This window comes from Peribacillus sp. FSL R5-0717, assembly GCF_038002945.1.
Taxonomy (GTDB): Bacteria; Bacillota; Bacilli; order Bacillales; family DSM-1321; genus Peribacillus; species Peribacillus frigoritolerans.
This window is the reverse complement of the sequence record NZ_JBBOOF010000001.1, coordinates 638,100-659,280: the sequence shown is the minus strand read 5'-3', so window position 1 is coordinate 659,280 and position 21,181 is coordinate 638,100. Positions and strand designations below refer to the sequence as shown.

24 protein-coding genes are annotated in these 21,181 nt (G+C 41.3%); 20 read left to right on the top strand and 4 right to left on the bottom strand.

Annotated features, from left to right (window positions below; all coding sequences use genetic code 11):
* Positions 1 to 14: 14 nt before the first annotated feature.
* Entirely contained in the window at positions 15 to 398 is a 384-nt protein-coding gene (locus NYE65_RS03225; protein ID WP_034308355.1) for a rhodanese-like domain-containing protein, read from the bottom strand.
* A gap of 201 nt (positions 399 to 599) precedes the next feature.
* On the opposite strand from NYE65_RS03225, the gene NYE65_RS03220 reads away from it, so the two are divergent.
* Complete coding sequence (locus NYE65_RS03220) at positions 600 to 1,436, top strand: lipoate--protein ligase family protein (RefSeq protein ID WP_048688324.1); 837 nt, start codon at positions 600 to 602, stop codon at positions 1,434 to 1,436.
* Between the two features lie 387 nt (positions 1,437 to 1,823).
* Positions 1,824 to 4,394, top strand: a complete 2,571-nt coding sequence (locus NYE65_RS03215; RefSeq protein WP_340859842.1) for a vitamin B12-dependent ribonucleotide reductase — start codon at positions 1,824 to 1,826, stop codon at positions 4,392 to 4,394.
* Between the two features lie 151 nt (positions 4,395 to 4,545).
* Here NYE65_RS03215 and NYE65_RS03210 read toward each other — a convergent pair whose 3' ends face one another.
* Positions 4,546 to 4,731 carry a hypothetical protein gene (locus NYE65_RS03210; RefSeq protein WP_048688331.1) on the bottom strand — a complete coding sequence of 62 codons (186 nt, stop codon included), beginning with the start codon at positions 4,729 to 4,731 and terminating at the stop codon, positions 4,546 to 4,548.
* A gap of 137 nt (positions 4,732 to 4,868) precedes the next feature.
* Between NYE65_RS03210 and splB the strand changes: the two genes are divergently transcribed.
* A complete protein-coding gene (gene splB / locus NYE65_RS03205) occupies positions 4,869 to 5,894 on the top strand; it encodes a spore photoproduct lyase (protein ID WP_268591050.1) in 1,026 nt (341 codons plus the stop codon).
* Between the two features lie 85 nt (positions 5,895 to 5,979).
* The gene (locus tag NYE65_RS03200) at positions 5,980 to 6,861 is read left to right on the top strand and encodes a patatin-like phospholipase family protein (protein WP_340859841.1); all 882 of its coding nucleotides are present in this window, start codon (positions 5,980 to 5,982) and stop codon (positions 6,859 to 6,861) included.
* 22 nt (positions 6,862 to 6,883) lie between these two features.
* Here the strand turns inward: NYE65_RS03200 and NYE65_RS03195 are convergent, their stop codons facing one another.
* Positions 6,884 to 7,258, bottom strand: coding sequence for an SA1362 family protein (locus NYE65_RS03195; protein WP_048677789.1), 375 nt, complete (start codon positions 7,256 to 7,258; stop codon positions 6,884 to 6,886).
* Between the two features lie 136 nt (positions 7,259 to 7,394).
* On the bottom strand, positions 7,395 to 8,351 hold the full coding sequence (locus tag NYE65_RS03190; protein ID WP_268591052.1) for a DUF1385 domain-containing protein: 957 nt from the start codon (positions 8,349 to 8,351) through the stop codon (positions 7,395 to 7,397).
* Positions 8,352 to 8,685: 334 nt separating this feature from the next.
* Between NYE65_RS03190 and NYE65_RS03185 the strand changes: the two genes are divergently transcribed.
* The 16 genes from NYE65_RS03185 to nusB all read left to right on the top strand — a co-directional run bounded on the left by NYE65_RS03185 (position 8,686) and on the right by nusB (position 21,137).
* Positions 8,686 to 9,198 (top strand): YqhR family membrane protein, encoded by a 513-nt coding sequence (locus tag NYE65_RS03185; RefSeq protein ID WP_057278801.1) that lies wholly within the window; start codon positions 8,686 to 8,688, stop codon positions 9,196 to 9,198.
* A 94-nt stretch (positions 9,199 to 9,292) separates the two neighbouring features.
* Positions 9,293 to 9,742: a type II 3-dehydroquinate dehydratase gene (aroQ, locus tag NYE65_RS03180; protein WP_328176856.1), complete on the top strand. Its 450-nt coding sequence runs from the start codon at positions 9,293 to 9,295 to the stop codon at positions 9,740 to 9,742.
* Positions 9,739 to 10,800, top strand: a complete 1,062-nt coding sequence (locus NYE65_RS03175) for a M24 family metallopeptidase (protein WP_340859840.1) — start codon at positions 9,739 to 9,741, stop codon at positions 10,798 to 10,800. Before aroQ ends, NYE65_RS03175 begins: the two co-directional genes overlap by 4 nt.
* A 26-nt stretch (positions 10,801 to 10,826) precedes the next feature.
* Entirely contained in the window at positions 10,827 to 11,384 is a 558-nt protein-coding gene (gene efp / locus NYE65_RS03170) for an elongation factor P (RefSeq protein ID WP_034308328.1), read from the top strand.
* A gap of 754 nt (positions 11,385 to 12,138) precedes the next feature.
* A complete protein-coding gene (spoIIIAA, locus tag NYE65_RS03165) occupies positions 12,139 to 13,071 on the top strand; it encodes a stage III sporulation protein AA (protein ID WP_328176855.1) in 933 nt (310 codons plus the stop codon).
* Positions 13,064 to 13,579 (top strand): stage III sporulation protein SpoIIIAB, encoded by a 516-nt coding sequence (gene spoIIIAB, locus NYE65_RS03160; protein WP_034308322.1) that lies wholly within the window; start codon positions 13,064 to 13,066, stop codon positions 13,577 to 13,579. The genes spoIIIAA and spoIIIAB overlap by 8 nt, the downstream gene beginning before the upstream one ends.
* A 21-nt stretch (positions 13,580 to 13,600) precedes the next feature.
* Complete coding sequence (gene spoIIIAC / locus NYE65_RS03155) at positions 13,601 to 13,804, top strand: stage III sporulation protein AC (protein WP_034308319.1); 204 nt, start codon at positions 13,601 to 13,603, stop codon at positions 13,802 to 13,804.
* Between the two features lie 23 nt (positions 13,805 to 13,827).
* Positions 13,828 to 14,208: a stage III sporulation protein AD gene (spoIIIAD, locus tag NYE65_RS03150; RefSeq protein WP_223255841.1), complete on the top strand. Its 381-nt coding sequence runs from the start codon at positions 13,828 to 13,830 to the stop codon at positions 14,206 to 14,208.
* A 33-nt stretch (positions 14,209 to 14,241) separates the two neighbouring features.
* Positions 14,242 to 15,450, top strand: a complete 1,209-nt coding sequence (gene spoIIIAE / locus NYE65_RS03145) for a stage III sporulation protein AE (RefSeq protein WP_034308314.1) — start codon at positions 14,242 to 14,244, stop codon at positions 15,448 to 15,450.
* Positions 15,451 to 15,466: 16 nt separating this feature from the next.
* Positions 15,467 to 16,075 carry a stage III sporulation protein AF gene (gene spoIIIAF / locus NYE65_RS03140; RefSeq protein WP_034308312.1) on the top strand — a complete coding sequence of 203 codons (609 nt, stop codon included), beginning with the start codon at positions 15,467 to 15,469 and terminating at the stop codon, positions 16,073 to 16,075.
* A 7-nt stretch (positions 16,076 to 16,082) separates the two neighbouring features.
* Positions 16,083 to 16,754: a stage III sporulation protein AG gene (spoIIIAG, locus tag NYE65_RS03135; protein ID WP_048681803.1), complete on the top strand. Its 672-nt coding sequence runs from the start codon at positions 16,083 to 16,085 to the stop codon at positions 16,752 to 16,754.
* 14 nt (positions 16,755 to 16,768) lie between these two features.
* On the top strand, positions 16,769 to 17,362 hold the full coding sequence (locus NYE65_RS03130; protein ID WP_268591053.1) for a SpoIIIAH-like family protein: 594 nt from the start codon (positions 16,769 to 16,771) through the stop codon (positions 17,360 to 17,362).
* A gap of 623 nt (positions 17,363 to 17,985) precedes the next feature.
* Entirely contained in the window at positions 17,986 to 18,486 is a 501-nt protein-coding gene (gene accB, locus NYE65_RS03125) for an acetyl-CoA carboxylase biotin carboxyl carrier protein (RefSeq protein ID WP_328176852.1), read from the top strand.
* 14 nt (positions 18,487 to 18,500) lie between these two features.
* Positions 18,501 to 19,853 (top strand): acetyl-CoA carboxylase biotin carboxylase subunit, encoded by a 1,353-nt coding sequence (gene accC, locus NYE65_RS03120; protein WP_340859839.1) that lies wholly within the window; start codon positions 18,501 to 18,503, stop codon positions 19,851 to 19,853.
* Between the two features lie 37 nt (positions 19,854 to 19,890).
* Positions 19,891 to 20,295, top strand: a complete 405-nt coding sequence (locus tag NYE65_RS03115; RefSeq protein WP_222620245.1) for an Asp23/Gls24 family envelope stress response protein — start codon at positions 19,891 to 19,893, stop codon at positions 20,293 to 20,295.
* 449 nt (positions 20,296 to 20,744) lie between these two features.
* Positions 20,745 to 21,137, top strand: a complete 393-nt coding sequence (gene nusB, locus NYE65_RS03110; protein WP_034308295.1) for a transcription antitermination factor NusB — start codon at positions 20,745 to 20,747, stop codon at positions 21,135 to 21,137.
* The last annotated feature ends 44 nt before the right edge of the window (positions 21,138 to 21,181 follow it).

Genomic DNA, 21,181 nt, shown 5'->3' with positions numbered 1-21,181 from the left:
TGCCGAGATGGGTCTTATTTCTTTGCTTTGATTTTCCCGGTCCACATCTTGAAACCGCCCTTTAAGTGAAAAAGTTCCCTGTAGCCCTTTTTGTATAGCATGGCTGCAGCTCTGCCGCTGATGATTTCGCTTTGAGCGTACAAATATACAGGCTTGTCCGGCCTAATTTCGACCAAGCGGGTTTTCATTTGAGTCATAGGGATGTTTCTTGCGCCTAAGATATGACCATTTTCGAAATCATTCGGTTCCCGCACATCAATTAGCTGCACTTTTCTGTAGTTGGCGATAAATTCGTCCTGTGTTAGTGTTTTAACGATTTTACGCTGGCGGTACCAATTAAAAAGTGAATACGCAATAACCACTCCGAGGATGATGAGCAGTGTATATAATATTTCCAAACATAAAAACTCCCTTCTACCTTAACGAATACAGACAATCTTTATTATATAATTGCTTTACCCAATAATCAAAAAGAATTTTCATCAAATTCTTCATGACTTGATAGCACTTTCTTTTTTAGAGTGTTAAAGTCTGTTAAACTACTACATGTGAGTTTTTTGTGGGGGATTGAAAAACGTCTATCGAAATGAGGGGTAAGGATGACTAAAGAAAAATGGGGTTTTATAGATTCGGGGTATTGTTCACCGGCTTTTAATATGGCGCTGGACGAAGCCCTGTTAAACTGGCAAAGCAAAGGGGAAATTCCGCCGATCATACGCTTTTACGGCTGGGATCCAGCGACATTGTCGATCGGTTATTTTCAAAAGGCAGAAGCGGAGATTGATCTGGAAGAGGTCAAAAGGCAGGGCCTTGGTTTTGTTCGCAGGCCGACAGGAGGACGAGCGGTACTGCACGAACATGAATTGACTTATAGTGTAATCGTTCCAGAATCCTATCCGGGAATGCCAACCACCGTTACTGAAGCTTATCGTGTCATTTCTGAAGGAATATTGATGGGGTTCAGGAATCTTGGATTGGATGCTTATTTTGCCGTGCCTCGAAGCGAACAGGAAAAAGCGGCTTTAAAATCGCCCAGGTCTTCCGTCTGCTTTGATGCACCTAGCTGGTATGAACTGGTCGTTGAGGGCAGGAAGGTCGCTGGCAGTGCTCAAACCAGGCAAAAAGGCGTCATCCTTCAGCACGGGTCCATTTTGCTTGAGCTTGATGATGATAAGCTCTTTAGCGTATTTAAATTCTCTAATGACAGGGTTAAAGAGAGAATGCAAAAAAACTTAAAAAACAAAGCTGTGGCCATGAATGACATTGCCGGGAGAAAGATAACCATCCCTGAAGCGAAAGAAGCTTTCGAAAAAGGTTTTGCCGAAGGACTTTCGGTCGATTTAGAGCCATATGTCCTCACCGAAAAGCAATTGCTGGAAGTGAAGGCAATTGCAGAAAGCAAATATGAAAGCGATGAATGGAATTTCATGAGATAGAGGAAGCATAATTAGAGTGGATAATAAAAAGTTTTTTCAGATTTGTTTGACCGAATAACACATCCCTTGCAGGGATAAGCCCTAAAAGGGATGGGGAAAAAGCAAGGTCCAAATTAATTGAAATCTGATGAAAAATTATTATAAATCGACATTTTCCTCCCTTTTGCTAACTATATTAATTGATTTAACGTTTGACAAAATTAAAAGTTATTCAAAACAAACACAATATATAGTGGTTGAAATATTTAATGCGACACTATATGTTGATTTTTGAGTTTCGCTGTGATAAATTTAGGGTACTTGTTAAGCGAAACGGACATGTAAGGCTACATAAGGATTTTTGCGGCAGCAAGAACGGATCATGAAACATATAAAGGAGAGGGAATTATGTCGGTTGTAATAAAAGAAGCTTTAAAGGTTGATCTAGAAAGGTTGAATAAGGATATTTCTTTATTTCCCCAGGTTCACCCTGTAACTGCTGATATGAAAATGGCGCATAAGGGAGTGTCCCGTCTAGTCATGCTTGACCGCTATTCTTTTAAGGATACTGAAAAAATCACACTCTCGGCAGGCGATTTCGTCGTGTTGACGATTAAGGAAGATCCGAAATTCCCGGCAAGGGGTCTCGGCTACATCGTTGAAATTGATTGGGAAACCAAAAAGGCCAAGGTATTGGTGGATGAAGAATTCCGTGGCGTATTGGATAATCCGGAAGAAGTTGAGACGGGAATTGTAAACCGTCCGTTGGATATAATCGAAAAGCCTCTTGAAATATACTATGAACAAATTGCGAAACGTAATGCAACGGGATTGGCATCAGTGGAAACCACGGAAGAAAAAAGAACGGAATGGTTCAATAAATTCTATGAAGAATTAAAGAACCTTAATTTCGTCCCGGCAGGCCGAGTATTATACGGTGCAGGTTCCAATACGGATGTTACTTATTTCAACTGCTATGTAATGCCATTCGTACCGGATTCACGTGAAGGTATTTCAGAACATAGGAAACAAGTGATGGAAATCATGAGCCGCGGCGGCGGAGTGGGTACGAACGGATCGACACTGCGTCCAAGAAACACTCTGGCAAAAGGGGTAAATGGAAAATCCTCGGGTTCAGTTTCATGGCTTGACGATATTGCAAAACTGACGCATCTTGTTGAACAGGGCGGCAGCAGACGAGGCGCGCAAATGATCATGCTTGCTGATTGGCATCCCGATATTGCAGAGTTCATCATTTCCAAAATGCAAAATCCAAGGATTTTGCGTTACCTAGTGGAAAACACTAAAGATGAAGCCATCAAGAAATATGCCACGGATAAATTGAAATTCACGCCGCACACGGAACAGGAAACGGCTATGTATCAAGGAATCATCAATTATAAGGAGATTCCTGGCCAAGGCGGGTTCAGCGAGAAAATCATTAGGGATGCAGAGGAAAAGATCCGTACAGGCGGAACATACAGTGTCCATAATTCGGATTTCTTGACTGGAGCCAATATCTCCATTTGCCTGACCAAGGAATTTATGGAAGCGGCTGAACAAGATGCGGAATATGAATTGCGTTTTCCTGATGTTGAAAGCTATAATGCCGAAGAAATGGCCATTTACAATGAAGAATGGCATAATGTCGGCGATGTTCGCGAATGGGAGAAAATGGGTCATAAAGTCCGTGTTTACCGTAAAATCCGGGCTAAAGAGCTTTGGAACTTAATAAACATTTGTGCAACATATTCTGCTGAACCAGGTATTTTCTTTATCGATAATGCAAATGAAATGACGAATGCCAAAGCATACGGTCAACAGGTCGTAGCCACGAACCCTTGTGGAGAACAGCCATTGGCTCCATATTCAGTATGTAACCTTGCTGCTGTCAATCTGGCTGAAATGGCTGATAAAGAAAGTAAAACGGTTAATTTCGAGAAACTTAAGCAGACAGTTGAAGTCGGTGTGCGCATGCAGGACAATGTCATTGACGCAACTCCTTATTTCTTGGATGAAAACAAAAAACAGGCACTGGGCGAGCGACGGGTTGGACTAGGTGTAATGGGTCTGCATGACCTATTGATCTACTGTGAAACGGAATATGGCTCTGAAGAAGGAAATATCCTGGTTGACAAGGTGTTTGAAACGATTGCGACCACAGCTTACAGGGCTTCGGTGGAACTTGCTAAAGAAAAAGGCAGTTTCCCGTTCCTGATCGGGTCAACGGACAAAGAAACCAATGAGCTTAGAACACGTTTCACACAAACCGGATTTATGGAAAAAATGCCAAAAGATATCAGGGAAAGTGTTGCTGCACATGGTATCCGTAACTCTCATTTATTGACAGTGGCTCCTACGGGAAGTACAGGAACGATGGTTGGGGTATCAACAGGTCTTGAACCGTATTTCTCCTTCACGTATTTCCGCAGCGGCCGTCTTGGTAAATTCATTGAAGTTAAGGCTGACATTGTACAGGAATACTTGGATCGCCATCCAGAAGCCGATACAGAAGAGCTTCCAAAATGGTTCATTTCCGCTATGGAATTAGCTCCAGAAGCACATGCTGATGTTCAATGCATCATTCAACGCTGGATTGACAGCTCGATCAGCAAGACGGTCAATGCCCCAAAAGGATATACTGTCGAACAAGTTGAAAAGGTATATGAACGTCTATACAAAGGCGGAGCAAAAGGCGGAACGGTATATGTGGATGGAAGCCGTGACAGTCAGGTCCTTACGCTCAAAGCGGAAGAAAACCAAATGGACGAGCAGCTTGAAATGGATGAATTGACAGATGTGGAAGAAAAGAAAAAAGTTGTATTGGTCGATACGATAAATGAGCTGCGTTCGACGAATGTTACAATTGGTTCGGAAGTGGGTAACACTTGCCCCGTATGCCGTAAGGGTGAAGTTCAGGAAATGGGCGGATGCAATACGTGCACGAATTGCGGAGCGCAATTGAAATGCGGGCTATAAGCTGATGCAAAGGAAGTCGTTAAGTATGCTGCAAAGCTATCTTAACGGCTTTTTTTAGAGTCATTAATCCAGGGCAGTGACAGTCTGTTCAATTATATACCAATAGGTGAAGACCGAATAATCGTAAATTCGGTCTTCTTTTCACGTTCAATCAACCATTTTCATTTTGCTGCCCTATTTCCTTTTCGGCTAGATATTGGTTGCCATCTTTCAATACCGAAAATTCATCGACAGAGTCTCCCGGTATATTCCTTGGATTTGGAAATTTATTATCTGTTTGAACGGTGATTGTTTGTTTTCCCATTCCATTTGTCAAGAAGTCTCGTTTATTAGCCATATCGCATCTCCTTCATTTTGAATTTCCAAGTAAAAACAATCATGAGGATAAAAGAATAAAGAAAAACTATCCTTATCAATTAGATTGTGTAGTTCGATTGAAAGTATGAACAAATCGAAAAAAGAATGGAGATCGAAATGAAACCATTTATGCCACAGTTAGTATATATCGAGCCAAGGGCATTGGAATACCCGCTTGGCCGGGAATTGAAGAAGAAATTCGAAGATTTGAACATTGAAATCCGTGAGACCACATCGCATAACCAAATTAGGGATCTTCCTGGAGAAAATGATCTGCAAAAATATCGTGTCGCCAAATCGACACTCGTGATAGGAATCAGAAAAACATTGAAATTCGATTCTTCAAAGCCATCTGCTGAATATGCCATCCCTCTTGCTACAGGGTGCATGGGGCATTGTCACTATTGTTATTTACAGACGACACTCGGATCAAAGCCATATATTCGGACATATGTGAATCTTGACGAGATTTTCGAGGCAGCCGAAAAATATATAAATGAGAGAAAGCCTGAAATTACCCGTTTTGAGGCAGCCTGTACATCGGATATCGTCGGAATTGATCATTTGACACATTCGTTAAAAAGGGCCATAGAGTATTTTGGGAAAAGTGAATATGGGGTTCTTAGGTTCGTCACTAAATTCCATCATGTCGATCATCTGTTGGATGCTGAACATAATGGAAAAACGAGATTTCGCTTCAGTATAAATTCACGTTATGTGATAAAAAATTTCGAACCCGGGACTTCGAGCTTCGAAGAACGGATGGAAGCGGCACGTAAAGTGGCAGGTGCCGGATATCCCCTGGGTTTTATCGTAGCTCCAATATACCGTCATGAAGCATGGAAGGAGGGCTACCATGAATTATTCGAACGGTTGAGTGAGGCCTTAAAAGGGGTGGATATCCCTGACTTGACTTTCGAATTAATCCAGCATCGGTTCACTGGTCCAGCAAAAAAAGTGATTCAAAAAAACTATCCGAAAACAAAATTGGAACTGGACGAAACGAAGCGTAAATATAAATGGGGCCGATATGGAATTGGTAAATATGTTTATCAAAACGAGGAAGCGGCAGAACTGGAAACGACCATTCGTGGGTATATAGCTAAATTCTTCCCGAAAGCGGAAATTCAGTATTTTACCTGAATCAAGGCAATTTTCTTTTTAAAACTGTCATAAATCGCTCTAATCCTGCTTAGAAATGTAAAGACCGGATTAGGGGAGGGCAGCTATGATTATTGACGGCGTTTTTTCCGGAGGCGGGATTAAAGGCTATGGTTTAGTGGGAGCCCTGCAGGAATTAGAAGAAAAGGGATTTGTATTCCATCGAACAGCAGGTACGAGTGCAGGATCCATAATTGCAGCATTCGTAGCGGCTGGGTACACGGGAAAAGAAATGGAAAAGTTTTTTCTTGATATAGATTTAAGCGGCCTGCTGGATAAGAGGCGTGGTCTTTTGCCTATCCCATTTGCTAAATGGCTTCTTTTATACTGGAAACTGGGCCTTTATAAAGGCAACGCCTTGGAAGCATGGGTCGCCGGTAAACTTGCCGAAAGGAATGTAGTTACCTTTAAGGATGTTCGGCCGAAATCACTCCGTATCATAACCTCTGACATTTCAAATGGGAAATTGGTCGTAATGCCTGATGATTTGCCTAATTATGGAATAGAGCCGAGCGCTTTTCCAGTGGCAAAGGCAGTAAGAATGAGTTGCAGCATTCCGTATTTCTTTGAGCCAGTCAAACTTAATGTCGGAAAAAGCAAGTTCCTTTTTGTTGATGGAGGTGTGTTAAGCAATTTTCCAATGTGGTTATTCAATTCAGATCATGTTAGAAAGGAAAGACCGGTCATTGGCTTGCGGTTAAGCGTCGATGAGATATGGAAACCGCATGAGGTGGATAATGCGGTTGAATTGTTCTCCGCACTATTCAAAACGATGAAAGATGCCCATGATGCTAGGTATATTTCCAAGAAACACGTCCATAATATTGTATTCATCCCGATGAAGGGAATTTCTGCAATGGATTTTAATTTGAATGATGAAAAAAAGGGTGAATTGATCAATAACGGCAGGCAGTGTACGAAGGAATTCCTTAAAAAATGGACTTATTGATAATAAATAAAAAATCGGGCTCTTAAAAAGAAGCCCGATTTTTCTTTTTATTCTTTTTCCCTTCGATGACGGTTAAGTGACTATCCGTTTTCTTTCTCCATTTTATTTTCTTTGATGATTTTGCTGCAGAGAAGCTAGCCACATTATCTTTTTTCGAAGTTCGGTTTTTTAACCTTTTTTTCGATTGGCGGGCAGCCTTTCGGAATGCTTGCTGCTCTTTCTTAACTGGTTTTCCCTTTGTTAATCCGGTATAAATCATATAAATAATCCCTGCGACAATGGCTATTATGAGAATGTTTCTAAAAAAGCCAATCGGGTCATTAAATAGTCGGCTCAATAGTCCGAGGACTCCGAGGGCGATGATTCCGTATATCATGAAAGATATGAAACGTTTCAACAAAGACACCTCCTTAAGAGCATCATAAGCATTTTTAGCTTATTTTAAACATTCTAATTGTGAAATATTTGAAAAAATGAAGATCATTCATTTAGTTAGTATATGATTTTTCATCATCAAAATGTGTATAGATGTTTTACACAATTACATCCGATTCTAAACCTTTTTCGGTCTCTTTTTCCATCCTCAACAGTTCTTGGAAGGATGCCAATGCGACTTCGACTTGATCATCGGTAGGGGCTTTGGTTGTCAATAACTGAAGCCAAAGGCCGGGATAGCCAAGGTAACGCAGGATGGGAGTGTCCCTTACTTTGTTAGTCAACTGCAAGACTTCGAATGCTATGCCGAGCACGACGGGGATAAGCAAAATGCGATTGACGACACGAACCCATAGCGGATCTATTGGTACAAGAAGATAGACAAACATCCCTACAATGACAGTAAATAAAATAAAACTGCTGCCACAGCGATAATGAAGGCGGGAACTTGCCTGCACATTCGCAACCGACAATTCTTTTCCGCTTTCAAAGCAATTGATCACCTTATGCTCTGCTCCGTGATACTGAAAGACCCGCTTGATCAATGGGGTCAAGGAAACTACATAAATATATACGAGCAGTAAGATCAGCTTGAACAAGCTTTCCACTAATACCTGAGCCGTATGGCCACTGAAAATGGGTTCTGTCAATTTTGCGAGGAAGACAGGAATCAAGGTGAAAAGCAATTTCCCAAATAGGAAGGAGATCACACCGATCACGGCAACACCTAGCCAAAGACTTAATTTAGAGGGGTCTTTCGTTTCTTTTTTCGTTTCGACCTGTTTTTCCCCGTCTTCTTCTTCTTCATACTGTTCAGTTGAAAAGTTAAGATGTTTCGAACCGCTGGCACTTGACTGAATCAGTGATACGATACCCCGTAGAAACGGTATTTTTTTTAAGCGGTTTACAACAGGTTTCGATTCACGCGGCAGATGATAATATACAATCGTCGAATCTTTGCGGCGTACCGCAGTGACTGTGTGATGTTTGCCACCGAACATGACGCCTTCCACTACAGCCTGCCCTCCATAAACGGGTTTTTGAACCTCAGACATTTCTACACCAACCTAATAGTTATTCACGTAGCTCTCTCATGGGTGCTAACATGTGTATTATCAAGCATCACAAGGGTTTAAGGCGGTCCTCCAAAATGGAATGGAAGCTTTATCCCCTGCAATTGCTTTTTGAATGTTGAATCACAGGAAGGTATTATCCTGTGTACATTATAAATTTCAACAGAGGATGGGGATTTTCCTCTGAAAAAAGCAGATTATTTATGATTTAATCATACAGAATTAATCACAAAACCTCTAGTGATTCTCCTCCCCAATAATAAAAAAAAATAGTTCTATTTAACAAAGGGCATACTACGTAGCGGAGGTGTTTGATATGTCTTCTAATGAAAATGGACAAATTCAACAGGAATATCAAAGCATGTTAATCTACAATGTACTTGCTGTCGGTTTTGTTGGGGGGGCTTTAGCCAGTTTTATCGGAATCCTAGCCCATTATGTTAACTTTATGGATTTTAGCCCAAAATTCATACTGACTTCGTGGTCAAATATGACCTGGATCGATCATTGGCTCGGTACGGTAATGACCATGATTTTATTCGGAATTCTATCTGTGGGGATCGCTTTTATATACTATAGTCTCTTTAAAAGGATGAAGAGTATTTTTCCGGGTATTTTTTTGGGGGTGGTCTGCTGGGCTTTACTTGTATTTGTCCTGAAACCGATGTTCATCGATTTGCCAACCTTTTATAAAATGTCAGCAAATACGGTTATAACAAGTGTATGCATTTTTATTATATACGGTCTTTTTGTAGGGTTTTCTATATCATATGATCATCAGGAATATATACGCCATAAAAACAAGGCCGAGAAGCAATCGGAAAGCTGATTGCTTCTTGGTTGTAAAAAAGTAGTAAGACAATTTGGAATTATGATAGAATGTTCATGGAAAGCAATCTTTTAACATGAGCAGGTGTTTGATGATGACAAAAATCTTACTAATCAATGGTCCTAATTTAAATCGCTTGGGGAAGCGGGAACCTGCGCATTATGGATCCTCGACGCTTGCGGATGTGGAAGCGCGATTAATGCTGCAAGCACAAGGGTTAAATGTGGAATTAACCTCTTTTCAAACTAACCATGAAGGAGCGATTATCGACAAGCTCCATTGGTCAGAGGATCATGGGATCGACGGGATTATCATTAATCCTGGGGCTTTTACTCATTATAGTTATGCGATTCGTGATGCAATAGCCGGAATTGATGTTCCAGTGGTGGAAGTGCATATTTCGAACATACATGCCCGTGAAAGCTTTCGACATGAATCAGTGACCGCTGCGGTATCGGCGGGACAGATTGTCGGCTTGGGGATACACGGTTATGAATTGGCGTTGCAGGCGATCACAAAGATTGCAAAGGGGGAAATTAAATGAACAAACTAATGCGCTTAAGAGCCTCGATGGAAAAGGTGGGCATTGATGGTTTTTTGATCACCAGTACATATAACCGCCGATACATGACCAACTTCACGGGAAGTGCAGGCGTTGTCCTCATTTCCCAAAAAGAAGCTAAATTCATCACTGATTTCAGATACGTGGAACAAGCGGGCAAGCAGGCACCGGACTATGAAGTCGTTCAACACAAAGGAACCATCATGGAAGAAGTCGGCAAGCAGGCTAAAGGGATGAATATCGACAAGCTGGGTTTTGAGCAAGAGCACCTGACTTATGCTACATATAAAGCTTATGAAGCGGCCATTGATGGCCAACTTTTGCCGGTGTCTGGGGTTATTGAGAATTTACGCTTGATAAAGACTTCGTCAGAGATTAAGATATTAAAGGAAGCGGCTGCTATTGCTGATGCTGCGTTTACGCATATTCTGGATTTCCTGCGTCCAGGGATTACGGAACTGGATGTATCCAATGAACTTGAATTCTTTATGAGGAAACAAGGGGCAACTTCTTCTTCCTTCGATATTATTGTAGCATCCGGCATAAGGTCCGCACTTCCGCATGGAGTGGCTACTGATAAAATCATCGAAAAAGGCGATTTTGTCACATTGGATTACGGGGCATATTATAACGGGTATGTGTCTGACATCACTCGGACATTAGCGGTTGGCAAGCCAAGTGAAGAACTTATTAATATTTATGACATTGTTTTAGAAGCTCAACTGAGAGGAATGGCTGGGATCAAACCTGGTATGACTGGCAGGGAAGCGGATGCACTAACTCGAAATCTAATTGAAGAAAAGGGATATGGGCAGTATTTTGGACATTCGACCGGACATGGAATCGGCCTTGAAGTTCATGAAGGTCCAGCATTATCCTTTAGGTCTGATATCATTTTAGAACCAGGTATGGCTGTAACCGTTGAACCGGGCATTTATTTACCGGGCGTAGGCGGAGTGCGGATTGAAGATGATACAATCGTTACAATTGACGGTAACGAAGCACTTACTCATTCAACTAAAGAGTTAATCATTCTGTAAACATGTACATGTAGGAGGACAAATTTATGATTTCTGTAAACGATTTTCGCACGGGTGTTACGATTGAAGTAGATAATGGAATTTGGCAGGTTATCGAGTTCCAACACGTTAAACCTGGTAAAGGTGCAGCTTTTGTACGTTCTAAACTTCGGAACCTTCGTACGGGTTCAATCCAGGAGAAAACATTCCGTGCTGGTGAAAAAGTTGCTAAAGCACATATCGAAAACCGCAAGATGCAGTACCTTTATGCAAGTGGAGACAGCCATGTATTCATGGATAACGAAACGTATGACCAAATCGAGCTGCCGGCTTCAAGCATTGAACGTGAACTTAAGTTCCTAAAGGAAAATATGGAAGTACATATCATGACTTTCCAAGCGGAAACTCTTGGCGTCGAACTTCCAAACACAGTGGAACTAGAAGTGGCGGAGACTGAGCCTGGAATTAAAGGCGATACATCTTCAGGCGGCACGAAATCAGCTGTACTTGAGACGGGCCTTTCGGTTCAAGTGCCATTTTTCATCAACCAAGGTGACAAACTATTGATCAATACAAATGAAGGTTCTTACGTATCACGTGCATAAATGAAAGAAGGCCGAGATTAATATCTCGGCCTCAAATTGCAGACAAAAAGGTTTCGGAATGGTTTCATTCCGAAACCTTTTTGATTTTTTATGGGATTGGACTTCATGATGACGCAGATGATCTGCTTCTTCCGTATATTCCTGCCAATATGGAGTGCCACCACTTTCTGAAGGTCCTTACTTTCTGTACAACACTGTGATAAAAATGAACGAGTCCTGCACAAATGCAATTGGATGATTTGTATACACGATAGTCCTCTTTAATCTCCATTTTACAAGCTTGCACCAGTTGGTCTAAAGTAATCATTCATGCTGATCGAATCATGATCATGTTTAAAAAGCATCCTCATCTCCTCAAGTTCCCAGTCTGGAAGGTCCGTATGTTCTCATCCCAAACCATGATTTTATAAGAAGACTTGGTTACCCTTCATGTTTTACTTTTTATGGAGTGGAACCCTCACTGGATTTAAGAAATCTGCGACACTCCTGCCGAATAACTGCTAGCCGAGACCCCACAGGCGCTTGCGCCGAGGAGGCTTGGCGGACATTCGGCGGAAAGGGAGCGGATTTCTGAAATCAACTGCAACTTTTTTTAAATAAAAAGACGTAGACCGAGATTAATTTCTCGGTCTTTTTTAGATTCAGGAAGTTATAAAAAATCAATAAATGGTCCGTTTCTTTAATAGCCTGTCATCATTGCGTGCTTGTCGGCATATATTTTATTGAAAGTGGTGTATACAGGAGGATTGTCAAAATGGAAACGATTCTTTCTTTTTTACCGAAAAGTATATACGAGCAACTCCGCGGTATGACACCGATGGTGATCGATAGGATGGAAGAACTGCGAATTCGGGTTGGAAGGCCGCTTGAGGTCATTGTAGGGGGGGAACCATACTTTTTTTCCTATGAAGTGACCCATTCGGATGCAGATCAATTATTGAATAATATAGGTCAATTTTCGTTATATACGCTTGAGGAAGAATTAAAGCGAGGATATATAACCATAGCGGGCGGACATCGGGTGGGGCTTGCTGGCAAGGTGATCCTGGAAAATGGTTCGGTCAAAGCGATCAGGGATATTTCCTCATTCAATATTCGGGTTGCACGTGAAAAAATAGGTGCAGCTGAACCTCTCACTTCATATTTATATGACGGGGAATGGCAGCATACCATGTTGATCGGTGCTCCGCAAACGGGAAAAACGACCATATTACGTGATATTGCAAGAATGATATCCAGTGGTAATGAAAAACTCGGCATTGCCCCTCAAAAGGTGGGGATAGTGGACGAGCGCTCAGAAATTGCCGGATGTGTGCATGGAGTGCCGCAGCTCGAATTCGGAACAAGGGTTGATGTGCTCGATGGATGTCCTAAAGCGGAAGGGATGATGATGATGATCCGTTCGATGTCCCCGGATGTATTGATCGTGGATGAAATAGGCCGGGAAGCGGATACGCAGGCTGTGCTGGAAGCTGTGAATGCAGGTATTAAACTCATGATAACCACGCATGGCCATACACTGGATGAAATCAAGAAGCGACCCATTATCGCTGAAATATTAAAGCAAAACATTTTTGAACGCTTTATTGAATTAAAAAGAAGTAAATTCGGTAGGAGGGGCTACAAAGTCCTTGATGCAGCAGGGGTTCCCATTTACTTGGGAGAGAGTGTGAACCCGCATGTTTAAGTTAATAGGAGCAGCGATAATTATTATAGCGACGACTTGGGCAGGTTTTGAAGCGGCGAAAAAATTAAGTATGAGGCCTCGTCAACTGAGACAGCTGAAAGTCGCCATGCAATCGCTTGAAGCTGAAATCATGTTCGGTCATACACCTTTGAAAGAAGCGGCAAGGAAACTTTCTAAACAGATGGCCAAACCTTTGTCCAGCTTTTTCGATACATTTGCAAATCGGCTCGAGTCAGGTGAAACCACCGTCAAAGAAGCATGGGATGATAGTTTGAAGAAAATATGGCAATCCCTTGCTTTAAAACAGGGAGAATTCGAGATTCTTTCACAGTTTGGGGAGACGCTTGGGAAAAGCGATAAATATCATCAGCAAAAGCAAATCATGCTAACGATGGCACATTTGGAACGGGAAGAAACCGATGCACTCGACCGCCAGGGGAAATATGAAAAAATGATGAAAAGTCTTGGTTTTTTATCAGGGCTATTATTGATCATTTTGCTGATGTAGGAATATGTGGGGGGAATGAAAATGGGCATTGACGTGGACATCATATTTAAAATAGCGGGTGTGGGGCTTGTAGTGGCATTTCTTCACACGATACTCGATCAGGTTGGGAAGAAGGAATATGCCCAGTGGGTGACACTTTTCGGATTTATCTATATTTTATTCATGGTTGCTTCTGTAGTAGAGGATTTATTTCAAAAAATTAAATCTGTATTTCTATTTCAGTAAGGGAGGGATTCGCGATTGAAATCATAAAAATCGTGGCCATTGCCCTAGTTGCCACCTTTTTGGCACTGATCGTCAAAGAGCAAAAACCAAATTTGGCATTCCTGCTTGTTGTTTTTGTAGGATGCTCCATTTTTCTTTTTTTAGCTGACAAAATATACGAAATCATTTTAATGTTAGAAAAAATTGCAGTTAATGCCAATGTAAATACCGTGTATCTAGAGACCATTTTAAAAATAATCGGAATTGCCTATATTGCAGAATTCGCTTCCCAAATTACAAAAGATGCAGGGCAAGGTTCGCTCGCTTCCAAAATAGAATTAAGCGGAAAAATCTTGATTCTTGCCATGGCGATTCCGATATTGACCGTCATTATCGAAACGATTCTACAGATGCTCCCAAGTTAATGGATTACTCCTACTAGTCAATGAGGTGAATGTATGAAGCAGCGGATGCCTTACTTATCCATTCTATTCGTTTTACTCTTTTTTTTGCATGCATCTATTGGACAAGCTGCCGAAAATCCAGAAAATGGTGAAGTTGATCAAGAGCCGATCATGCAGTCCGAACTGGTACAAGCCCAAATAGAAAGGCTGGGCGTCGATGAGCTCAAACAATATTGGGATGACATCGTTACGGAATATGGAGGATTCTTACCGGAAAGCCAGAAAGGGAGCTTCATGGATTTTGTAAGCGGCGATAAGAAATTTTCATTTGATGAATGGATAAAGGGAATCACAAAATTCATTTTTCATGAACTGCTCGTGAATGGAAAGCTGCTGGGGTCACTCATTTTATTAACCGTTTTCAGCATGTTCCTCCAGTCTTTGCAGAATGCGTTCGAGCAAAGCTCCGTAAGTAAGGTCGCTTATGCAATCGTTTATATGGTGCTGATCATTTTGGCACTTAACAGTTTTCATGTGGCGATTGAATATACAAAAGATACGATAGATTTGATGATTTCCTTTTTAATGGCGCTCATCCCTTTACTCTTGGCATTGATAGCTGCTTCAGGCGGACTTGTATCGGCAGCCTTCTTTCATCCGGTATTGATGTTTTTGATGAATACAAGCGGCATCTTGATTCAGTTCGTCGTCCTTCCGTTATTATTCTTTGCAGCGATTTTAAGCATAGTCAGCACGTTGACCGAACATTACAAAGTGACACAGCTGGCACAACTTCTCCGTAATTTTGCCATCGGGATCCTTGGAGCATTCATGACCATATTCCTTGGTGTGATATCCGTTCAGGGAGCATCCTCAGCTGTAGCTGACGGAGTGACGATCAGGACAGCCAAATTCGTGACAGGTAACTTTATACCGGTCATAGGGCGCATGTTTACCGATGCAACTGATACGGTCATTAGTGCCTCCGTCCTTTTGAAAAATACAGTGGGATTGTCAGGTGTCATCATTCTCTTGCTCATTACCACATTTCCCGCCATAAAAATCCTGATGATTTCTTTTGTCTATAAATTGGCAGCGAGTCTTTTGCAGCCGCTGGGCGGAGGACCTGTAATAAAATGCCTTGACATTATAAGTAAAAGCATGATTTATATTTTCGCCGCATTGGCCATTGTCTCACTCATGTTTTTTTTAAGTATCACGGTAATCATCGCCTCTGGAAACATTACCCTGATGGTTCGTTAGAAAGGAGGAGGACTTGGTGAGTTTTTTAGCTGGCTGGGTATCCAACATCATCATATTTGTACTGCTGGCTACTGTGATCGATATGCTTCTGCCGAATTCAGCTTTACAGAAGTATGCCAAAATGGTTATCGGGCTTTTACTGATTGCAATCATCATCACTCCTATATTGGGATTATTCAATAAGGATTTCGATGATATTCTCACTGCGGCCACTAGTGAATTTGAGGATCAGAAAAAAAAAGATTTAGGAAATTTGACAGAAATGAAGAAAAAAGAAATACAAGCTACCCAGGGTGCATATATTTTAAAACAAATGGCTGTTGACTTACAGGCAGAAGTGGAAGAGGAGCTGATGGCGGATTATAACATGAGGATTAGTTCAATTGATGTAGGGGTCAAGAATGAGGAAGAGCCGGGTGTTGATGATCTGCAGAACATAACCATCTCATTGGAAAAGGCAGAAGGGAAAGAAAACTCGGAGATAGAGGCAGTAGCGAAGGTTGATATCAATACAGATAGCCCATCCACTTCGAATGATGCCAATCTGGATGCTGTCAAAAGGTTTCTGGCAACAAGTTGGTCTGTTGATGAAGAGATCATTGAAATCGCCGGGGAAAGGAAGTGACTGAGTATTGAACAAAGACAAAGGTCCATTATCCTGGCTGCAAAAACTATTAAATAAAGACCCTGACCAAAAAGAGCCTAAGGAAAAAAAACCTTCCCTGTATGTCTATGCTCTAATAGTTGTCCTTTTGGGATCGGGAATCATGATGGCCGGGAATTTGTTAACCACCAACAAGACGGGACAAACATCTGAAGTGACGACTGTTTTCAATAATGATAAACAGCAGGAAGAAGATGGGGATGTTGAAACATTCGGCCAGAAGAAATCAGAATTCAAGACTACAAAAGACTATGAAATATATCTACAGAATGAAATGAAGGAAGCGCTAGAATCCATCGCAGGCGTCCAGGATGTGAAAGTCGTAATCTACGTCGATGCATCCGAGAAAAAAGTATATGAAAGAAATAAAGTCACCCAAAAACAAGTCACTGAAGAAACCGACCAGGAAGGCGGCAAAAGGACGGTCGAAGACACATCCGTTGATGAACAGCTAGTTTTGGTCAAGAGCGGTGAAAAAGAAGGACCGATCATTTCGGAAACGAAAAAACCTAGTGTACGAGGAGTCCTGGTAGTCGCTAAAGGGGCCGAAAACATTCAAATAAAGAAGTGGATCATCGAGGCTGTCACACGCTCACTTGATGTACCGAGTCACAGGGTTTCTGTCATGCCTAAAAAATAAGGGGGAAAATCTACATGTTATTAAAAAAACAAACCGTTTGGTTATTGACTATGCTAAGTCTGGTCGTTGTGCTTTCAGTCTATTATTTAACCGCTCCTGAAGAAAATGCCGCCGATATGACGGCAACAGAGCAAATGGAACAGGAAGAAAGTAAAACAGAAAGTAAAACAGAGAACAAAGCAGAGACAAAAGGGGAAAATAAAAGTGAAAAAGAAACTTCCAAAAATACAGAAGGTTCCTCTGTAACCATTGCATCTGGAGATGAGTTCGAATCGTTAAGGATGCAGATTGAAGATGAACGGGCGAAGCTGAATGAAGAATTGACTGCTAAGATGGGCAACACAGAATTATCAGCTGAAGAAAGAGACGAGGCTTATGCAAAAATCGAACAATTAAGTGAAACGAAAGTGAAAGAAAATATCATCGAAAACTTAATTGTTGCCATGGATTACAATGCCGCACTGGTCCGGGTTGACGGAACGGATGTTAAGGTGAGTGTCAAGGCGGATAAACAAACGAAAACAGAGGCCAATAACATTATCCGCCTCGTAAGGAAAGAAGTGAGCGATGCACAAAATGTAGTGGTCGATTTCCAACCGGAAAAGTAAACACACATACAGAAAAAAGTGACTGCTACAGAACAGTTCAACATCATAAAAATTTGAAAGCCCCCTTAATAAAAAAATGGGAGGCTTTTTATTATGATTTTATTAACTATCTCACAAACCTGGAAACTTTTGAGGAAAAGTTTTTTTATGTCGATTGGAATCAGGAACTCAAATAGAAATGGTGATAATGATCATCCGTAATATTCTAGAAAAGTAATTAAAATGGATATTATGGCTGGTTTTCCAGGAATGGAATGCAAAATTAAAGAGCAAGCGTTAAGGTGCCCAAGTTGATAAATATTCACAATATTATAATAAAGGTGTAAGATGGAAGTATGGATATTCAGTAACAATTAATCTATCATTGAATTTGTATAAGCTAATATTGTATGATGTTAGAAGCTGGTCATAAACTTTTCAATTTTCTTAGGGAAACAATATTTTGAGAAAGTGAAATATCTGTTATAATACAGATGAGGTTTGTAGTCAGTTTATTCGCATTCGCGTAAAGAAAGCGGCTACTTTGTGCAGTATTGGACAAAGTAGGATAAGCTAAGGGTAGGGTTACATAAAATATTATTGCCTCACAAACTCATATTAAATTAGACAAGGGGTGCCACAAAATGAAAGTGCAAGAAATTCGTGAAATTATTAAGTTAGTCGATCAATCAAATATCGGTGAATTCGTATTCGAAAATGAAGGAACGAAAATTAAATTGAAAAAAACCGAAACGGGTACAGTATTACACCAAGCAGCAGTTGCTCCAGATGTTGTTCAAGCCAATGCAGCTGTAGAGGTCAAGCCCTCAGCGGCCCCTGCCCCTGAAGTACCGAAAGCTGTTGAACCTGCAAAACCGGCTGCTGCCGTCACTGAACAGGAAAATTTACATAAAATCACTTCCCCGATGGTAGGGACATTCTACCAATCTCCTGCACCGGATTCACCTGCATACGTAAAAGCAGGCGATAAAGTGACGGGGGATTCCATCGTCTGCATCGTGGAAGCCATGAAACTTTTCAATGAAATCGAAGCTGAAGTAAGCGGTGAAATCGTGGAAGTCCTTGTAAAAGAAGGTCAGCTTGTAGAATATGGTCAACCATTATTTTTAGTAAAGCCGGAATGAGGAGCTGTTTCTAAATGATTAAAAAGGTATTAATTGCCAATCGTGGGGAAATTGCTGTCCGAATCATCCGGGCATGCAAGGAATTAGGAATCGAGACTGTTGCTGTCTATTCAGAAGCAGATAAAGAAGCATTACATGTTCAAATTGCTGATGAAGCATATTGCATCGGTCCTAAATTATCAAAAGACAGTTATTTAAATACAACCAACATTATCAGCACAGCCAAGAAAACGGGATCCGATGCAATTCATCCGGGATATGGTTTCCTAGCTGAAAATGCCGACTTTGCCGAGCTATGCCGTGAATGCAATATCATTTTCATCGGTCCTAGCCCCGAAGCGATCAATAAAATGGGAACAAAGGACGTAGCAAGGGAAACCATGCGCAAGGCTGGTGTACCGATCGTGCCAGGTTCTAAAGGCATAATCAAAGATACGGATGAGGGTGTAGCACTAGCTAATGAAATGGGCTATCCAGTCATCATCAAAGCTACTGCAGGCGGAGGCGGTAAAGGTATCCGCGTCGCAAGGACGGAAGAGGATCTCATTAAGGGCATTAACATCACGCAACAGGAAGCCGCGACGGCATTCGGGAATCCTGGCGTGTATATTGAAAAGTTCATCGAGGACTTCCGTCACGTTGAAATACAGGTCATGGCAGATAATCATGGCAACGCCATCCATTTAGGTGAGCGTGATTGTACGGTCCAACGACGTTTGCAAAAACTTGTTGAAGAAACCCCGTCACCGGCGTTGGATGGTGAAATACGTGCGGAAATGGGGCAGGCCGCTGTGACGGCTGCACTTGCCGTAAACTATTCAGGTGCCGGAACAGTAGAATTTATTTATGACTATGTGAATAGAAAATACTACTTTATGGAAATGAATACACGTATCCAGGTTGAGCACCCAGTTACAGAAATGGTAACGGGCGTGGATTTGATTAAAGAACAGATCAAAGTTGCTTCAGGCAGCAAACTATCGCTTTCGCAAGAGGATGTCACTTATAACGGATGGTCTATCGAATGCCGGATCAATGCCGAAAATCCAGAAAAGAATTTCATGCCTTCCGCAGGTAAGATTCAAATGTATTTACCTCCAGGCGGCTACGGGGTTCGTGTTGATTCTGCGGCATACCCTGGGTACTCAATTCCGCCGTATTACGATTCCATGATCGCTAAATTGATTGTCCATGCACCGACTAGAGAAGAGGCGATCGAGAAGATGAAACGCGCCTTGGGTGAGTTTGTCATTGAAGGGATCAGTACCACAATTCCTTTCCATATTAAGTTACTTCAGCATGAACAATTTGTTTCCGGGGAATTTAATACCAAATTCCTTGAAATATATGATGTAATGAACTCATAATGTAAAGGAAGACAGGAGGTGCTTTTGAATGAGTGAAATGGAAGGCCAATTACTCGAAATGAATGATTATAATAGTGGGCTGGGCAAAGTGGAGATTGCGCCTGAGGTGATAGAGGTGATTGCGGGTATCGCTGCATCGGAAGTTGAAGGTGTTGCACATATGCGCGGGAACTTCGCTACGGGTGTTGTTGAAAAGCTTGGTAAAAAGAACCACGGTAAAGGTGTTAAAGTGGACTTAACGGGAGAATCCATCAAGGTCGAACTTTATTGTGTCATGAAGTTTGGTGTTTCAATTCCGAAAGTTGCTCAGGAAGTGCAAGATAACATTCGTGAAGCTTTATTGAATATGACCGCTATCGACGCTGGCGAAGTGAACATTCATGTAGTGGGCATTGCGTTTGAAAACGCTAAACAAGAAGCGGATTACGAACAAGAAGTGTAAGTGGGCTTCATTCGATTCACACCTGCAAAAACCCGGCAAAAAGCCGGGTTTTTGTTTTTTGAATGTAAACTCAAAGATGCCCGTTTTTGGAGCCTGCTTATAATATTAAATTTAAATGAACATAATAAGGCGGTGTCTGGAAATTTCCCTTTAATTCAAGGGTGATTTCTGTTAGAGTGTAAAAGGTGAAATATGAGCATGAAAGCTAGGCAAGAGCTTTTTGACACTTTCAAAAAGTATGGGACTGTGTTGGCCGTTTAATTGGAAAGTAATCTTGAAATGTAATCTTGAATCAAGATATTGAATCTTTTGGCCTTTAATTTAGTGGGATTTAGCTTGTTTTTATAAATAATATAGCGAGAATCTTAATATTTTTGAAAAAATGTTATTTAATGTTCGTTTGTTCTAGCATTTTCATATATAATAGTAGATGTAAAAGGAGTAAGATTATGAAAAGAAGAGAAGCCCGTGAAAAATCCCTTCAAGCACTATATCAGATAGATATTGCCAACTCGAATGCAGAAGAAGCAATGGAAAGCGTACTGGATGGTGCTCCCACTGATAATTATTTCAAGAAATTAGTAATGGGGATAACGGAAAATCGTGAACAAATTGATGGAATGATCAGGGACAATTTAGAGAATTGGACGTTGGAAAGACTGGCGAACATTGATCGGAATTTACTGCGGATCGCGGTTTATGAAATGGTTCACAGTGAAGATGTTCCTGTAAGTGTTGCAATGAATGAAGCTATTGAAATTGCTAAGAAATTCGGTGATGATCAATCAAGCAGTTTTGTAAATGCCGTTTTATCCAAAGTGAAGGTGAAAAGCGGCAGCTAAAGCTGCAGCCTTGAACAAGGATTCTCTCAGCAATTTCTTTAGCA

What these genes read in the sequence shown, in the direction of transcription:
- NYE65_RS03215 (WP_340859842.1), top strand. Translation starts at nt 1,824, where the DNA reads ATGTCGGTTGTAATAAAAGAAGCTTTAAAGGTTGATCTAGAAAGGTTG.
- splB (WP_268591050.1), top strand. Translation starts at nt 4,869, where the DNA reads ATGAAACCATTTATGCCACAGTTAGTATATATCGAGCCAAGGGCATTG.
- NYE65_RS03175 (WP_340859840.1), top strand. Translation starts at nt 9,739, where the DNA reads ATGAACAAACTAATGCGCTTAAGAGCCTCGATGGAAAAGGTGGGCATT.
- aroQ (WP_328176856.1), top strand. Translation starts at nt 9,293, where the DNA reads ATGACAAAAATCTTACTAATCAATGGTCCTAATTTAAATCGCTTGGGG.
- NYE65_RS03190 (WP_268591052.1), bottom strand. Translation starts at nt 8,351, where the DNA reads ATGTCTGAGGTTCAAAAACCCGTTTATGGAGGGCAGGCTGTAGTGGAA.
- NYE65_RS03210 (WP_048688331.1), bottom strand. Translation starts at nt 4,731, where the DNA reads ATGGCTAATAAACGAGACTTCTTGACAAATGGAATGGGAAAACAAACA.
- spoIIIAE (WP_034308314.1), top strand. Translation starts at nt 14,242, where the DNA reads ATGAAGCAGCGGATGCCTTACTTATCCATTCTATTCGTTTTACTCTTT.
- NYE65_RS03130 (WP_268591053.1), top strand. Translation starts at nt 16,769, where the DNA reads ATGTTATTAAAAAAACAAACCGTTTGGTTATTGACTATGCTAAGTCTG.
- accC (WP_340859839.1), top strand. Translation starts at nt 18,501, where the DNA reads ATGATTAAAAAGGTATTAATTGCCAATCGTGGGGAAATTGCTGTCCGA.
- accB (WP_328176852.1), top strand. Translation starts at nt 17,986, where the DNA reads ATGAAAGTGCAAGAAATTCGTGAAATTATTAAGTTAGTCGATCAATCA.
- spoIIIAC (WP_034308319.1), top strand. Translation starts at nt 13,601, where the DNA reads ATGGGCATTGACGTGGACATCATATTTAAAATAGCGGGTGTGGGGCTT.
- spoIIIAB (WP_034308322.1), top strand. Translation starts at nt 13,064, where the DNA reads ATGTTTAAGTTAATAGGAGCAGCGATAATTATTATAGCGACGACTTGG.
- NYE65_RS03220 (WP_048688324.1), top strand. Translation starts at nt 600, where the DNA reads ATGACTAAAGAAAAATGGGGTTTTATAGATTCGGGGTATTGTTCACCG.
- NYE65_RS03185 (WP_057278801.1), top strand. Translation starts at nt 8,686, where the DNA reads ATGTCTTCTAATGAAAATGGACAAATTCAACAGGAATATCAAAGCATG.
- nusB (WP_034308295.1), top strand. Translation starts at nt 20,745, where the DNA reads ATGAAAAGAAGAGAAGCCCGTGAAAAATCCCTTCAAGCACTATATCAG.
- NYE65_RS03200 (WP_340859841.1), top strand. Translation starts at nt 5,980, where the DNA reads ATGATTATTGACGGCGTTTTTTCCGGAGGCGGGATTAAAGGCTATGGT.
- NYE65_RS03115 (WP_222620245.1), top strand. Translation starts at nt 19,891, where the DNA reads ATGGAAGGCCAATTACTCGAAATGAATGATTATAATAGTGGGCTGGGC.
- efp (WP_034308328.1), top strand. Translation starts at nt 10,827, where the DNA reads ATGATTTCTGTAAACGATTTTCGCACGGGTGTTACGATTGAAGTAGAT.
- spoIIIAA (WP_328176855.1), top strand. Translation starts at nt 12,139, where the DNA reads ATGGAAACGATTCTTTCTTTTTTACCGAAAAGTATATACGAGCAACTC.